The sequence below is a fragment of the Komagataeibacter diospyri genome (genome assembly GCF_043995075.1).
Taxonomy (GTDB): domain Bacteria; phylum Pseudomonadota; class Alphaproteobacteria; order Acetobacterales; family Acetobacteraceae; genus Komagataeibacter; species Komagataeibacter diospyri.
The window spans coordinates 531,444-545,458 of sequence record NZ_CP171836.1; the positions used below are offsets into that span (position 1 = coordinate 531,444).

Sequence of the window (14,015 nt, forward strand, 5' to 3'; positions counted from 1 at the left end):
ACAAAAATAAAAGTTTTTGGATGTCGCCTTTTTTTAAAGGCGGCGTTTTTTTGCAAACTGCCCCTAACTGCGGATCACAGTGTGGGGAGAAAAAGTAATCTTCCCGAACTTATGCTAATATCTGGCGTTGGGTGCATGTGGCAGGCTGCCGCAGCGTCCCACATACCTCGTGACAGTTCCAGTACCCACCATGCAGATGCAGGGAGATGGACATGACGAAGTCAGATTACACCGTGAATAATCAGGAACTTGAGATGCGGGCGATCAGCCTGTGGAACAAGCAGCATCCCGACCGGCCATGGCGGCGGCTGAGCAACCTGCACCGCTATCGCAAGGCCACGCATGCGCTGCAGGGCATTCCGGCCTTTCCTGAAGAACAGGCGCAGTTCCGGTTTCTTGCATCCCATGGCATGGGCCTGTCACAAGGCAGGAACTGCATGTAAGCAGATGGCGGGTGGGGGCATGTCCGTATGCATCCCTATCCGCTGTCCCGGACCATGACGATACGGGGCAGGTACAGTCATGTACCTGCCCTGTTTTTATATGATCAGTGTGGGGAGGGTCATTGCAGGGCGGATGGACTGCGCAGGGTCTGGTGGTTGGTGGACATGCCGGGCTGATCCGGACTTTTATTACCTGCGGGCTGTCTTGTCAGGGGCTGGTCGGGTTGCTGTTGCTGCCGTGCCGGATCGGCCTTTTCCGGCAGAGGTTCCGTCTTGCGGGAATATGGCTGCGCGCGCTCGATCGAGGAAGGTGAATTGCCCCCCGGCTGGCTTACGTTTCTATCCTGTGGGTGCTGCTGCGCCATGGCGGCCGGGGTAACGGTCAACGGCACGCACAGTACGAGTATTGCAGGAAAATATCGCATCGCGTCATATCCCTGAAGATATCTGGATGGATGGGAGGCAAAAAATCACCACCTGCATCCGCTTTCCTGTCCATAGCGTGCAGGCATATGAACAGTTCCAACACAGCGGGCTGTTTTATTGTAATTCTGGAATATTTACAGTCGGTATTTATGTTATTTCATTTTGTTCTGAAATAATTTGAAACCTTCGTGAAGGCAGGATGTTATGCTTGAGGCGGCGCATGGATCATGCGTGCCGTGACGCCGATCAGGTAAATGCCAGAATATGCGTAAGATGTGCATGACGGGAATGCATGTTTGTACGGTCATGACGCATGTAATGACAGGAGTACGCACATGCCGGATGGACTTTCCTCCCACGCGGATTTTTTTGATTCCGATTTCTGCCAGCATAAAAATTTCTGGCAGAAACGTAAGGTTTCCGTCCTGACTGACATGCTGTTTGATATTCACAATACGAAATTTTCCCGACAGGTCAGACGTATTGCAACACGTCAGCCAATCCGCAAAGTGCTTGTTACTTCCGTGCAGGTTCCCAGACGGGACAGGACGCTTAAAAAAGTATTCAGCCGGTTCATGAATACACGGCATGCCGTTGATTTCGCCCCGGTCCGCATGATGCGTGGCAAGGGAAAGTTCAGTAATATCAATACAGCCCTGTCAAAGGTCAATCTGCCTGACTACGACTGGGTTGTAGTAACGGATGACGATGTAGCCCTGCCACACCGGTTTCTGGATATGTTCATTCCATTATGTGAAATCATGGACCTGAAAATATCACAGCCCGCGCACCGGTACCATTCCTATACATCCTTTACGTTCAATTACAGGAAATGGAACAGTCTTGGCCGTGTGACCCGCTATGTGGAAGATGGTCCCGTTACGGCATTCCACAGGGACGCCATGACCTACCTGTTTCCTTTTCCCGAATTGCGCTGGGCATGGGCGACCGATATCGCATTCTGTGATGAAGCCTACAGGAACAACCATAACGTCGGTATTGTCGATTACACGGCCATTGAACATCTCAAGCCCGCCGGGCAGGATTATCCCGTCAAGGAAGCCAGGGCCGAGGCCCGTGCCTTTCTGGCGCGCAGGTCATTGCGACCCGATCGGCTTGACCTGTTCCGCAATACGGAAATACTGCGCCATATCGGTAATGAATGCCTGACATATGATGTCATGGTGTGAATGGGGCATTCCCCTTGGCATTCCTCCCATACTGGCCGTTTTTGTAAATTCCCTTTATGGCAATCCGCAAGGGATGACCATGTTGCAATGGCATCCGCAGTTTTTGCGAAGGATTGACCATGACCCCATCGCATGATGATGCCCTGTCCGCTACCGAGCAGGCGCAACTGGGTGTCCATATCTGGCATAATGCCTTCTGCGCGGCCCTGCTGGACATGGATGCCGCGCAGCGCAAGGTCCTGCTGGCCCGTCTGGAAAGACTGGGCCAGACGATAGAACAGGGCAAGGATACGCCCAGTCGCGTCAACACCCATGCCGCGCGCAATCATGCCCTGCATCTGGTCCGGCAGGCCGTGAGGGAGGCGGAAAACACAATTCCCCCATTGCGCGTGCCCCAATGGTGTCGGGATGTCCCTGATTGTGACTGATCGTGCATAAGCGTCTTTTCCATGCTGCTGATTGCCTGCCGGGTGCAACTGGCCCAGTCTGGCATTGTAATCATGATGGAAAAGAGGATTTGACGTGATTGACCATGACCTGCAGGAGACGATGCTTCGCCGCATGGCCGACAATGGGGGGACGGCCAATCTGGTGCCCGGACACGATGCGGATGCCGGGCGCTACGCCAGAAACCTGCTTGATCTGGAATTGCAGGGACTGAGCAAGGGCGGTGTCAGCATTACCGGAAACGGATTGCGGATCACGGGAAACAGCACCCTGACCAACGCAGGGCGGGCCTATCTGGATCGGCCGGATGACATGCATGTGGTGCTGGATGGTTCCGATACCGTAAAGGCACTGCACCAGCGTATAGCAGATGATCCCGGCCTGTCGGATATGGAACGGCGTGACCTTGCCCGTTCGCTTGATGACATGCATCCGCTGTCGTTGAAAGCCTTCGGTCAGGAACTGCTGGAACGTGCGGTCACGCATGGCTCGGATACCGTATCGCTGCTGAAAAAACATACAACCCCGAAGGATAGGCCGTAAGGCCCATCACTGCGCGTATCGGCGCATGGACGCCGGGCTGTTCCGTTGAATGGTGCAGTAACGGACGGTCCGCATGGGGAAGAATTCATGCCAAAACCAAATATGAGAAAAAATGTATATAAAATTAATACATAAGTCTTATTTCAATAAAAATTAATAATGACAAATAAAAAATGGCTGCCAAAAGTAAATTACAAAAAGGTAGCCAGTTTCTTGCATATCAGATCGGCTTCCGCGTCTCTGCGCTTTTAGGGTCATTTCTGCAATAACGCAGGGTGGCTGCCTGAAATGGTCAATGATCGTGCCATGTTTACCATGGCGGGCATCCATAATCAGGCCGTCGGGACGGAAGGGAAACAATGCGGCACTTAACCGATACCTGCCAACGCGGCGGCACAGGCCATTCCCTGCTGGCGCTCTGGCGGGTTGCCGTGCTGGGGGTTGTCGCAACGTGCCTGCTGTCCATGCCCGGGCGCGGTCATGCCGCCGATACGGATGCGGCGCAGGGCATGAGCCGTGAACAGGCGCAGCAGGTGCTGGCGGTCATGAACGACCCGGCGAAACGTACCGAATTCACCAATACCCTGTCGGCCATTGCATCCCGGATTCCTGTTGCTCCCGCGGCACCTGCCGCCGCCGTCAAAACCGCCACGGATACCCTGTCGGTCGAACCCGACACGCTGGGCAGCGATCTGGTTCAGGATATGGAAACCCTGCGTAGCCGTCTGATCGTGCAGGCCCGGCATTTTGTTGCCCTGTTTGGTGATCTGGTGTTCGTGGTGCACTGGACCCATACCATTTTTGCCGATCCGCAATCGCGGATGATCCTGTTTGATGCCATGGGGCGGGCGACATTGATCCTGCTGCTGGCTCTGGCGGCGGAACATGGTTTTTCGCTGCTGTTGCGCAAGCCACTGCTGAAAGTTACCGAACGCGCGGTCGCAACCGAACGCCGCCTGAACCTGCCTGATGCCACGGTTGCCCCGACGCCCCCAGCAGCGATAGGGGCGACAGCACAGGACACGGACGACGCGCAGACCCGGCAGGGCGACATGCAGGCCCAGCACGCAACACTGCGTTTGCTGGCCCGTGTGCCGTATTCGCTTATGCACCTGCTGATCAAGCTGCTGCCGGTGGGGCTGTTTTTCGCATTGGGGACCTGTTTTGCGTACCTGCTGACCACCACGCATCAGGCCATGCTGGTCACGCTTACGCTGACGAATGCCTATGTGGTGGCCCGCGTGGTCTATTTGCTGATGGAAACGCTGTTCGTGCCGCATTCGCCCGCCATCCGGCTGTGCAGCGCCAGCGACCAGACGGCCTTCATGGTCACGCACTGGCTCAACTTCCTTGTCGCCGCACCGTCGGTGGTGGTGTGCCTGTCCACGCTGGGGGGCGTGTTTGACATGCCCGCGCGCGGGACGGAGGCAATCATCCGTTCCGTCGTGCTGATTGAACATGTGCTTGTCGCCATCTTCACGTGGCGGGTGCGCATGCATGTCGCACTGGCCCTTCAGCCGCCCACACGCCTGCGCACGCAGCCATTCTGGATGTTCCTGGGGCGGCTGGTCTATCTGTGGTGGGTACCGGCCATGTTCTTCAACTTTGCATTATGGCTGATCTGGGCAACCCATATCCAGGGTGGTTATGCATGGATCATCCGTACCGTCATCCTGACAACGGCTGTCGTGATCCTGTCGCGGGTACTGTCGGTGCTGATCTTCAACCTGCAGAACCGGCTGTTCCATGTCTCCCCCGCGATGGAGGCGCGTTATCCCGGTCTGCAGGCGCGAGTGAATTATTATTACCCGGTTTCGCGCAAAATCCTGTCGTTCCTCATGTTCTTTGCATCCGCCATGCTTTTCCTGCAGGCGCTGGGGCTGCCTGCCATCCATTTCCTGTTCCATGGCAGGCTGGGGCCGAAGATCATTGGCGCAATGCTGTCCGTGCTTGTCGCCTATACGGTCGCCATCATCATATGGGAAGCGGCCAATGCCGCATTGCAGGGACAGATCGCCCGTTTTGAAAACTCATCCCAGACCGGGCGGGCCAGCCGTTTGCGTACGGTTCTGCCCATTATCAAGACGGTGCTGCTGGCGCTGATCATCATTATTGTGGCGGTCACCACCCTGTCCCAGATCGGGATCAATGTTGCCCCGCTGCTGACCGGCGCGGGGATTATGGGTGCGGCCATAGCCTTCGGTGCACAGAGCCTGGTGAAGGATTTCATCACCGGCTTCTTCATGCTGGTGGAAAATGCCATTCAGGTGGGGGACTGGGTGACCGCAGGCGGCGTGTCTGGAACGGTCGAACACCTGTCGATCCGGACCCTGCGGCTGCGTTCGGTCAATGGCGACCTGCATATCATTCCGTTTTCGGAAGTGTCATCCATTGCCAATACATCGCGTGATTACAACCTTGTCGTGGTTGATTTCATGATCGATCTCAGCCAGGACACGAAGCAGCTTTGCGCGATCCTGCATGAAGAACTGGAACTGATGCGCAGGACACCCCGTTACGGGCACCTCATCATGTCCGAATTCGCCTTTTTGGGTATTGAACAGGCGGATGGGAATGGTGCGCGGTTCCTTGGTTCGGTCCGCACCATGCCGGGCGCCAAATGGACAGTCTATCGTGAATATTATGCCCGTCTGGCCGTGCGGATGAACAGTGAAGGCATCAGGTTCCCGGTTCCCAGCTTCCTCAATCTTGTGGACAATGGTCCAGGGCCGGATGGCCTGAAGGTGACGGCGACCGTGCCCCCCACGACAGTGCCACATGCCTGAGCCTGTGCAGGATCTGCCATTTTCTCACCCGCTGCATAATAATGCGCGGCAGGGCCGGTAAGGTGCATGGGTAGAGATGCTGAGCGTCCTGACAATGCATGCTTTCATGCGGCGTCAGCTCCTGCTCCTGAATGAGACAGCAGTTTTCTGGTAAAGCTTTTTTTAAAAAAGTTTCAAAGAACGCCGTCTTTTTTTGAAGAAAAGATAGTCCTGAAAATTTTTATTATTTTTTATCAATGAGCTGTCACAATGTGAAAACCGTATCGTAAAGCAGCTTGAAATTCAGCACCAGGATAATGGCAGCCACCAGCCACGACAACAGGGCGAATGGGCGGGATATAACGAATTCCTCCATTTTCCGCCGGTCGGATACGAACATCACCAGTGGAATTACAGCAAAGGGTAATTGCAGCGACAGAATTACCTGACTGGCCAGTAGCAGTTGCCCCACGCCCCTGTCCCCATAAATGGCCGTGACAATCACAACCGGGATAATGGCCAGCCCACGTGTCAGCAGCCGTCGCGCCCAATGGGGAATGCGCAGCCGCAGGAACCCTTCCATGATGATCTGGCCGGCCAGTGTGCCGGTAATGGTTGAATTGGTGCCCGCTGCCAGCAGGGCCACCGCAAACAGGGTGGAAGCAATGCCCAGTCCCAGTATGGGGGACAGAAGGCGGTAGGCGTCCTCCAGTTCCGCGATATCCCGGTGGCCGGTGGTGTGGAAGGCGGCAGCAGCCACAATCAGGATGGCAGCATTGATGAACAGCGCCAGCATGAGGGCAAGCGTGCTGTCCCATGTTGCCCAGCGTATGGCGTCCTGCCGTCCGGGCACGGTGCGGGGAAAGGCACGGGTCTGTACGATGGCGGAATGCAGGTAAAGGTTATGCGGCATCACCGTCGCCCCGATAATGCCAATGGCGATATACAGCATCTGGCTGTTGGTCACGATCCGGGAAGAGGGCAGGAACCCCTTCAGTAACGCCGTGATGGGGGGCTGTGCCGCCACGACCTGAACGGCAAAGCATAGTGCTATGATACTGAGCAGCCCGATTATGAAGGCCTCAAGGTAACGGAAGCCCCGGTTCATCAGGAATAGCACCAGAAAGGCATCCAGCACCGAAATCATGGCGCCTGCCAGCAGGGGTATGCCGAACAGCAGTTGCAGTGCAACTGCCGTGCCGATGACTTCCGCCAGGTCACACGCGATGATGGCCAGTTCACAGGCCAGCCACAGAACGATGTTTACAACCGGCGGAAAATGATCGCGGCATGCCTGCGCCAGGTCACGCCCGGTGGCGATACCAAGTCGCGCCGACAGCGATTGCAGCAGAATCGCCATGAAGTTCGACAGTCCAATGACTGCCAGCAGCGTATAACCGAACTGCGCCCCGCCCTGAAGGTCGGTAGCCCAGTTGCCGGGGTCCATATATCCGACCGAAACCATATAACCTGGCCCCACGAACGCCATGAACCGCCGCAGCCATGATGCCCCGGCACCTGGCACCCGTACGCTGGCAAAGGCTTCGGGCAGGCTGTTGGTTTCAGCTTCCCCCGGGCGGGCGAAACGCCATGCTGCGGTAGGGGAGGGCGGCGAAACGGGCGGTATTGGTGGCGTCATGGGCATACTCAATCGTACCCCTCATGAATATGCAATATGCTATATTACATTGCATAAGGAAATTTTATCGGCCGCAACCATGACACTGCAGGTGTAATATATGAAGTAAAAAATTATAAATATATGAATGAAGATAAATCGTATCTGTTTCGTGATGAAGCTATATTGAAATGCAGAAGCGATCAGGGGCTTTAACGTGCCGTATATCGATCGGATGCATGGTAAACCAGAAATTACAATCACCAGTCCCCCAGACTGGCACGGAGAAGCCGAGGTCCGCGCCCGTGGTCCTGGAATTGTAGCCCGAGGCATCCTGCATGGCAGTGATAATTCGGATCGAAAGTAATGTTTATGAAGTTTTGAAAGAAATATTAGAGATTACTGACTGAAAAATTATTTGTAAGTATATTTATTTCCGCGAACCATCCGATAGTTTATAACGACTCTAGGTTCAGGACTCATGGCCCGAACATGACGGTTGCTGCGAGGCAGATGGCTGAGAAAGAAGACGGTCGGGCATTTGTCATTCCGCCGGGGTCAGGGCTACCCTGCCTGCCGCAGCCAGCGCCACGTCGCCCTGCGGGGAATGGATGCGCGCGCACAGGATGTTGCGAAAATGGCGTTCCAGCGGGTTATCCTCACTCAATGCCGGATTGCCGATTGCGGCAATGCCCAGTTCAACGGCCCTGATGGCGTTTTCCGTCATGACATATTTGGCCAGATTGGCTTCGGTGCCAGGATAATCCCCGTTGTCAGCCCGGTTGAGGGCAACATCCATTATGCTTCGGTTTGTCATCAGCAGCGCGTCAATCTGCCCCAGAAGCGTATGGAACCGGGGCAGGGTGGCAAGCGGTTTGCCCAGCGCCGTCGGCACGCGTGCATGCAGGAAGGAAACCAGCCAGTCCCGTGCTGCGCGGGCGACACCGTCATATAAGGCTGCAATGGCCAGTGCATGGCCGATAACCAGCGCCCCGTCATTGCCTGGCCATTGTTCAGGCACCCGCAGGTCAACCAGCGCCGCTTCAGGCAGTTCAACATTTTCAAATACGAAGGTATGGCTGCCCGTCGCGCGCATGCCCATCTGGTGCCAGCTTCGTTCAATACGTATACCCGGAGCATGCAGGTCAACCAGAACCTGTCCCACCCGTGGCCGGGCTTCGTCCGTTACAACCCATACCGTGCCCCAGCGCAGGGCGGTTGATCCGGTGGAATAGATTTTCCGCCCGTTCAGCATAATCTTGCCTGCATTGCGTGTAATGCGTGTCGCGGGCAGGCCGCCGCGTGAAGGGGTACCCAGTTCAGGCTCAACCCGCAGCGCGTTGATCAGTGCCCCATCCCGCAGGGCAGTTTCAATCACCTGCCGTCGCGTGATTTCGGGCCAGCGGAAATTTTCTGCAATCAGCATATGCTGCAGGAAATGCATGGCCATGATCAGTGCGGTGGTGGGATCGCCGATGGCCAGTCGGCCAACCACATCCACCACCTGCCGCAGGCCGCCGCCCTGTCCCCCATCCGTGCGTGCAATGGTCAGGCCAGACAGCCCTGCCGCGCGGCATTCATCAAGGTTTTCGGTGGCGATTTCACCAGACCGGTCATGGGTGGCCGCACGGGTGGCAAAACGCGCCGCCAGTTCGTTCAGTGTCTGTCGGGTTACCGGAATGGCAGTGGCGGGGGATGAACCCATGGTTCAGATATCCTTGCTGCGGTTATCCATGACGGACCGGATCTCATCAACTTCATCATCATGTATCGATCCGTGCAACCCATGGTCACGGCCCGGCCACGCACGCGTCGGATAGCTGCCTGCATAATAACGATAAATAATGTGCATTTACAAAAATATCATTCGGCGCGGTTGAAATGATCGGCCATCATGCTACCGTCCGCCATGTTTTTCCTGTTGCCCTTGATCCTGTCACGGATGCGGGGCGCAAGGAAGGCGTGCGGTCGTGCCGTATGGGCATGATGACCGCCATGACTGTCCAGACCCCGGTTACGCGTCATCAGGCGTGCCGGTCCCTTTTTCAACCAGCAGGGTTTCAGATGAAGCAACGTGAACTTGGGCGTACCGGTATCAAGGTTAGCGAAATCTGTCTTGGCACAATGACATTCGGCCAGCAGAATACGGAAGCCGAGGGGTATGCCCAGCTTGACATGGCCGTGGCGAACGGCATCAATTTCATTGATACGGCCGAACTGTATTCCATCCCCCCGCGCGCGGAAACCCATGGTGCGACCGAGCGGATCATCGGTAGCTGGCTCAAGGCCCGTGGCGGGCGTGAGCGTCTGGTTATCGCCAGCAAGGTGGTCGGGCGCGGCACATCGCCGTGGTTCCGCCCCGGGGGGGAGGAAACGCGCCTGACCCCGAAACAGATCCGTTACGCGCTGGACGGCTCATTGCGTCGGCTGGGCACGGATTACATCGACCTGTATCAGCTGCACTGGCCTGACCGGAAGGTCGGCCTGTTCGGGGCGGGCGGCAATACTTTCACCACCCTGTCCGACGCCGACGAGGTACCGATTGCCGAAACGCTGGGCGTGCTGGGTGACCTTGTGAAAGAAGGCAAGATACGCCATGTCGGCCTGTCGAACGAGACCGCATGGGGCCTGTCGCAATATCTGGCCGAAGCCCGCAATGGCGCACCGCGTGTGGTATCCATCCAGAACGCCTATAATCTGATCAACCGCACGTTTGAAATCGGGCTGGCTGAAATGTCGCTGCGTGAAGGCGTGGGCCTGCTGGCCTATTCACCGCTGGCGCAGGGGTACCTGACCGGCAAATATCTGGACGGCGCACGACCGGCCGGCGCGCGCACGACCCTGTTCAACCGTGGTCAGCGCTATGAAAAACCGGGCGTGGATGACGCCGTTCGTGCCTATATCCAGCTTGCACATGAATACGGGATCGATCCTGTGCAACTGGCTATCGCCTTTGTCACGTCGCGTCCGTTCGTGACTTCCAACATCATCGGGGCCACCAGCACGGACCAGCTTGAGGCCATTCTGGGGGCGGAAAACGTGGCCATCCCCCCGGAACTGGAGGAACGGATCAACGCCATCCACCAGGTTCATTCCAACCCGGCGCCCTGACGGGACGCATCATGGCGCGCGCTCCCGGATCGGGGCCGTGTCGCCATGGTTGTCCCCTGCGCCGGGACAGTCGGGCAGTATCCCTTTATCAACAATCCGTAATGTAATTTAAGTAAAAAACGATTTCACCTGATTAAACATATCTGTACGGGTTTATAAAATTACATGCTATATTGCATGGCCGTCATTTTATGGGTGTTCCGGTGGTTTTGTTTTTCTCTGGCCTGATCGCGCTTGTCCTTCTGGTCGCACTTAATATCTTCATTTCACTTTCTGAAATATCCTTTGCCGCCGCACGTGATGCACGCCTGCGTTCGCGCGCGGAAGCAGGCGATGAACGGGCCACCGCGTTCCTGAAACTGCGGCGCAACAGCGGGCAGGTCATAACTGTCCTGCAGATATGTCTTAACGGCGTGGGTGTGCTGGGCGGCATGATCAGTTCGGAAATGATCGCGCCGTCCGTCACTCATGGACTGATGGGCTGGGGTCTGCCGACCTCGACCGCGGAAACGCTGGCCTCGGTCTTCGGGTTCATGCTGGTGACGGGGCTGTTCGTGCTGTTTGCCGACCTGCTGCCCAAACGTGTGGCCATGAACGCGCCAGACAAGATCGCGCTGGCCGTGGGCTGGTTTCCGGCTCTGGCACTGAAGCTGCTCTATCCCATTGTCTGGGTGTTTTCCAAGATGTCGGACACCATCCTGCGTGCCCTGAAGATCCCGGCGGCATCGGCCGTCGAGCCGGTTACGCCAGAGGATCTGCGTGCCATCCTGGCTGCTGGCACGGCATCGGGCGTGCTGCTGGAACAGGAACACCAGATGATCCAGAACGTGCTGGGCCTGCAGGACCGTTCAATCACGTCTGCCATGACCCCGCGTGATGAAATCGTGTTCCTCGACCTGCAGGAAACCATAGAGGAACAGAAGACCAAGGTCCGCGCCAAGCCCTATTCACGCTATCCGCTGTGCAATGGCGGCCTGGATAATGTTGTGGGGTCCATCCGCGCGGAAGACGTGCTGGCGGCCGTGGTGGACCGCGACCCGACCCAGCCACCCGCCACGGGACCGCAGGGCGCGCTGCCCGGCGGCAACGCGATCTTTCAGGTGCGGCGCGATGTCCTGTCTGTGCCCGAGACGATCAACCTGTGGGATACGCTGGCGCAGTTCGACACACATGGCGCAGGTTTCGCGCTGGTGGTGAACGAATACGGGCTGGTCGTGGGGCTGATTACCTTCAAGGATATCATGGGGGCGTTGATGGGTGGGCTTGCCAACCCGTTCGAGGAACAGCTGATCGTGCGCCGTGATGCCAATTCATGGCTGATTGACGGTGCTGCCTCCATAGGGGACGTGCGCCGTGAACTGGAGGCTGCCGATCTGGATGAAGCCGGGCCATTCGACACCATTGGCGGTTTTGTCATGCACCGCCTGCGCCGCATGGCACGCAAGGCCGACCGCGTGGATACGCTGGGTTTCCGTTTCGAGGTGGTTGATGTGGAAGGTTTCCGCATCAACCAGCTGCTGGTCACCCGGCTGACCGGGAAATGACCGTACGGACCGTTCGGGGTTACGGCCCACGCATGCCGCCCCCGCCACCCATGTAGGGACCGCCGTAGCCGCGTCCGGGGCTGCCATATCCATTGCCATAGCCACCACGATGGTAACCGTCATATCCACCGCGGTGATGATGGTGATAATGGCCATCATGGCATCCTGCTACGGACAGGCCGATAGCCAGGGCAATGAACAACCTGATGGGACGTGTCATGGGAACCTCCTGTAATGCCGTGACAACGCCATGGCGGTGCAAAGGTTTGGTGATTATGGCCCGAATCCCCAATACATGCTAACGGCGGCGTTTGCGGACTATCTGGTTGTGCATGACACGGACTTTTTTCCCGATGGGCTGCAACCTGGTCTGATGCTTCCCTGCGCGCCATGCAGACTGGCTGTTTCCTGCATGCTTTGCGCCTGCAGGGCTGGGTTAATGGGGGACGCACCGGCGCCGAACAGGTCAGGCGCCGGTGGTCGTGGCGCGTGGAATGCTTCCAGCCCTTTTCACGCATGTGCAGGCAGTTCCGTGCCGAGCCGCGTCCTGCCCTGTCCCGCCCTGCTCGTAATGATCTGGATCGATACGTCCTGTCGTGTGCCCTCCATCCACTGGCGCAGCGCATCAAGCCGTGCGGCGTGTCCCTGGAACGGGATGTCATGGCTGTTGCCGGGATACAGGATCTGGGTCAGCGATCCAACGCCGCCGCCGCCTCAGCCGGGGCGGGGGTCTGACAGGCTGCAAGATTTTACTGAATGGGTGACGTGTTCCGCAGGTTCCTGCCCATTACAGATTCTTTTCAGGATTGCATTCCGGGTTCCGGATGCATGCATGTGGTGACTAGGGTTCATTACCTGACTGCACCCATGGATGAAAAGCGCGGCAAGGATGGTTTCCTGTCTAACGCCTCATGGTCGTGGAAAATACCAGCCAGGCATGCCACGGTCACGCGGACCGGATGTGCGCCGTGTGCGGTGGGGACGGGACATCGACCGGTGTGCAGCTTTCGGGCGGGTTTTCGCGCAGGAAGCGGGCAAATTCCTCAAATGCAGGGCCTCGCGGGTCGGATGCACGCCATACAAGCCCGATCGTGCGGCTGGCGGATGGCAGGGCGGTCACGCTTATCAGCCCGTCCCATTCGCCCCGGTGGCGCAGCGCCAGGCGGGGGATCAGGGAATATCCTTCCCCCGCGCCAATCATGTGCCACAGCATTTCAAGGCTGGTGGCCAGGCGTGGCTGGTCGCGCTGTGGCGGCATGCCACATAACGCCAGCGCCTGGTCACGCAGACAGTGTCCGTCTTCCAGCAGCAGAAGGTCCGGTCCCTTCAGGTCGGGCATCGCCAGCGTCTTGCGTCGCGCCAGCGGGTGGGTGGCGGGAAAGGCGGCAAGAAATGGTTCGCGGAACAGGGGGGCGCAATGAAATCCCTCCCCACTTACCGGCAGGGCCGCGAACACCACGTCCAGTTCATCATGGCGCAGCATTCGCAGCATCGTATCCGTCAGGCTGTCGGTCAGTTGCAGTTTCAGTTGCGGATAGGCCCGCCGCAGCAAAGGCAGCAGGTCGGGCACGTAATAGGGGCCAAGCGTTGCAATGATCCCCACGCGCACCACCCCATCCAGTGGACCAGTGCGCGTGCGCGCGGCCTCGATCATGGCGCGGGCGGCGGCCAGCACGTCGCGTCCCATCGCGATCAGGCGCGCGCCATCCGGCGTAACCGTCACATGGCGGCGCGTGCGTTCGAACAGCACGACACCCAGCAGGGATTCAAGCTTGCGCACCTGTTCCGACAGACCGCCCTGACTTACGCCACAGCGTTCCGCCGCACGGGAGAAGTTGCGCAGGTCATCCACCGCCACCACATATTCGATGTCGCGCAGCGACAGGCCGGAAAGGGGAATATAATTCATATCTATAGATAGGACCGAT

The 14,015-nt window shown here is 57.6% G+C and carries 14 protein-coding genes; 8 read left to right on the forward strand and 6 right to left on the reverse strand.

Going from position 1 to position 14,015, the window contains the following annotated elements; all coding sequences use genetic code 11:
• Positions 1–212 precede the first annotated feature (212 nt).
• A complete protein-coding gene (locus ACE2AA_RS02415; RefSeq protein WP_227000523.1) occupies positions 213–443 on the forward strand; it encodes a hypothetical protein in 231 nt (76 codons plus the stop codon).
• A gap of 119 nt (positions 444–562) precedes the next feature.
• Here the strand turns inward: ACE2AA_RS02415 and ACE2AA_RS02420 are convergent, their stop codons facing one another.
• Positions 563–868: a hypothetical protein gene (locus ACE2AA_RS02420; RefSeq protein ID WP_141259715.1), complete on the reverse strand. Its 306-nt coding sequence runs from the start codon at positions 866–868 to the stop codon at positions 563–565.
• A gap of 576 nt (positions 869–1,444) precedes the next feature.
• Between ACE2AA_RS02420 and ACE2AA_RS02425 the strand changes: the two genes are divergently transcribed.
• From ACE2AA_RS02425 to ACE2AA_RS02440, 4 genes are all read left to right on the forward strand, one after another.
• Entirely contained in the window at positions 1,445–2,059 is a 615-nt protein-coding gene (locus tag ACE2AA_RS02425; RefSeq protein ID WP_227000525.1) for a hypothetical protein, read from the forward strand.
• A 119-nt stretch (positions 2,060–2,178) separates the two neighbouring features.
• The gene (locus tag ACE2AA_RS02430; RefSeq protein ID WP_141259717.1) at positions 2,179–2,487 is read left to right on the forward strand and encodes a hypothetical protein; all 309 of its coding nucleotides are present in this window, start codon (positions 2,179–2,181) and stop codon (positions 2,485–2,487) included.
• Between the two features lie 94 nt (positions 2,488–2,581).
• Entirely contained in the window at positions 2,582–3,049 is a 468-nt protein-coding gene (locus tag ACE2AA_RS02435; RefSeq protein ID WP_141298892.1) for a hypothetical protein, read from the forward strand.
• A gap of 359 nt (positions 3,050–3,408) precedes the next feature.
• Positions 3,409–5,835: a mechanosensitive ion channel family protein gene (locus ACE2AA_RS02440; protein ID WP_395370982.1), complete on the forward strand. Its 2,427-nt coding sequence runs from the start codon at positions 3,409–3,411 to the stop codon at positions 5,833–5,835.
• A gap of 244 nt (positions 5,836–6,079) precedes the next feature.
• Here the strand turns inward: ACE2AA_RS02440 and ACE2AA_RS02445 are convergent, their stop codons facing one another.
• The 3 genes from ACE2AA_RS02445 to ACE2AA_RS02455 form a co-directional block, all read right to left on the reverse strand.
• On the reverse strand, positions 6,080–7,459 hold the full coding sequence (locus tag ACE2AA_RS02445; RefSeq protein ID WP_395372084.1) for an Nramp family divalent metal transporter: 1,380 nt from the start codon (positions 7,457–7,459) through the stop codon (positions 6,080–6,082).
• A 517-nt stretch (positions 7,460–7,976) separates the two neighbouring features.
• Entirely contained in the window at positions 7,977–9,137 is a 1,161-nt protein-coding gene (locus ACE2AA_RS02450) for an acyl-CoA dehydrogenase family protein (protein WP_395370983.1), read from the reverse strand.
• Between the two features lie 158 nt (positions 9,138–9,295).
• On the reverse strand, positions 9,296–9,457 hold the full coding sequence (locus ACE2AA_RS02455; RefSeq protein WP_154670658.1) for a hypothetical protein: 162 nt from the start codon (positions 9,455–9,457) through the stop codon (positions 9,296–9,298).
• Between the two features lie 39 nt (positions 9,458–9,496).
• Here ACE2AA_RS02455 and ACE2AA_RS02460 point away from each other — a divergent pair, with 39 nt between their 5' ends.
• On the forward strand, positions 9,497–10,543 hold the full coding sequence (locus tag ACE2AA_RS02460) for an aldo/keto reductase (RefSeq protein ID WP_141259722.1): 1,047 nt from the start codon (positions 9,497–9,499) through the stop codon (positions 10,541–10,543).
• A gap of 191 nt (positions 10,544–10,734) precedes the next feature.
• Positions 10,735–12,087 carry a hemolysin family protein gene (locus ACE2AA_RS02465; protein ID WP_141259723.1) on the forward strand — a complete coding sequence of 451 codons (1,353 nt, stop codon included), beginning with the start codon at positions 10,735–10,737 and terminating at the stop codon, positions 12,085–12,087.
• Positions 12,088–12,106: 19 nt separating this feature from the next.
• On the opposite strand, the gene ACE2AA_RS02470 is transcribed toward ACE2AA_RS02465, so the two are convergent.
• On the reverse strand, positions 12,107–12,307 hold the full coding sequence (locus ACE2AA_RS02470) for a hypothetical protein (RefSeq protein WP_141259724.1): 201 nt from the start codon (positions 12,305–12,307) through the stop codon (positions 12,107–12,109).
• Between the two features lie 170 nt (positions 12,308–12,477).
• Between ACE2AA_RS02470 and ACE2AA_RS02475 the strand changes: the two genes are divergently transcribed.
• Positions 12,478–12,822, forward strand: coding sequence for a hypothetical protein (locus ACE2AA_RS02475; RefSeq protein ID WP_395370986.1), 345 nt, complete (start codon positions 12,478–12,480; stop codon positions 12,820–12,822).
• Between the two features lie 211 nt (positions 12,823–13,033).
• Here ACE2AA_RS02475 and ACE2AA_RS02480 read toward each other — a convergent pair whose 3' ends face one another.
• Positions 13,034–13,996 carry a hydrogen peroxide-inducible genes activator gene (locus tag ACE2AA_RS02480; RefSeq protein WP_141298902.1) on the reverse strand — a complete coding sequence of 321 codons (963 nt, stop codon included), beginning with the start codon at positions 13,994–13,996 and terminating at the stop codon, positions 13,034–13,036.
• Positions 13,997–14,015 lie beyond the last annotated feature (19 nt).

Coding starts and splice junctions, on each gene's coding strand:
- ACE2AA_RS02415 (WP_227000523.1), top strand. CDS start 213: ATGACGAAGTCAGATTACACCGTGAATAATCAGGAACTTGAGATGCGG.
- ACE2AA_RS02420 (WP_141259715.1), bottom strand. CDS start 868: ATGCGATATTTTCCTGCAATACTCGTACTGTGCGTGCCGTTGACCGTT.
- ACE2AA_RS02425 (WP_227000525.1), top strand. CDS start 1,445: ATGAATACACGGCATGCCGTTGATTTCGCCCCGGTCCGCATGATGCGT.
- ACE2AA_RS02430 (WP_141259717.1), top strand. CDS start 2,179: ATGACCCCATCGCATGATGATGCCCTGTCCGCTACCGAGCAGGCGCAA.
- ACE2AA_RS02440 (WP_395370982.1), top strand. CDS start 3,409: ATGCGGCACTTAACCGATACCTGCCAACGCGGCGGCACAGGCCATTCC.
- ACE2AA_RS02445 (WP_395372084.1), bottom strand. CDS start 7,459: ATGCCCATGACGCCACCAATACCGCCCGTTTCGCCGCCCTCCCCTACC.
- ACE2AA_RS02450 (WP_395370983.1), bottom strand. CDS start 9,137: ATGGGTTCATCCCCCGCCACTGCCATTCCGGTAACCCGACAGACACTG.
- ACE2AA_RS02455 (WP_154670658.1), bottom strand. CDS start 9,457: ATGACGCGTAACCGGGGTCTGGACAGTCATGGCGGTCATCATGCCCAT.
- ACE2AA_RS02460 (WP_141259722.1), top strand. CDS start 9,497: ATGAAGCAACGTGAACTTGGGCGTACCGGTATCAAGGTTAGCGAAATC.
- ACE2AA_RS02465 (WP_141259723.1), top strand. CDS start 10,735: ATGGGTGTTCCGGTGGTTTTGTTTTTCTCTGGCCTGATCGCGCTTGTC.
- ACE2AA_RS02470 (WP_141259724.1), bottom strand. CDS start 12,307: ATGACACGTCCCATCAGGTTGTTCATTGCCCTGGCTATCGGCCTGTCC.
- ACE2AA_RS02475 (WP_395370986.1), top strand. CDS start 12,478: ATGCAGACTGGCTGTTTCCTGCATGCTTTGCGCCTGCAGGGCTGGGTT.
- ACE2AA_RS02480 (WP_141298902.1), bottom strand. CDS start 13,996: ATGAATTATATTCCCCTTTCCGGCCTGTCGCTGCGCGACATCGAATAT.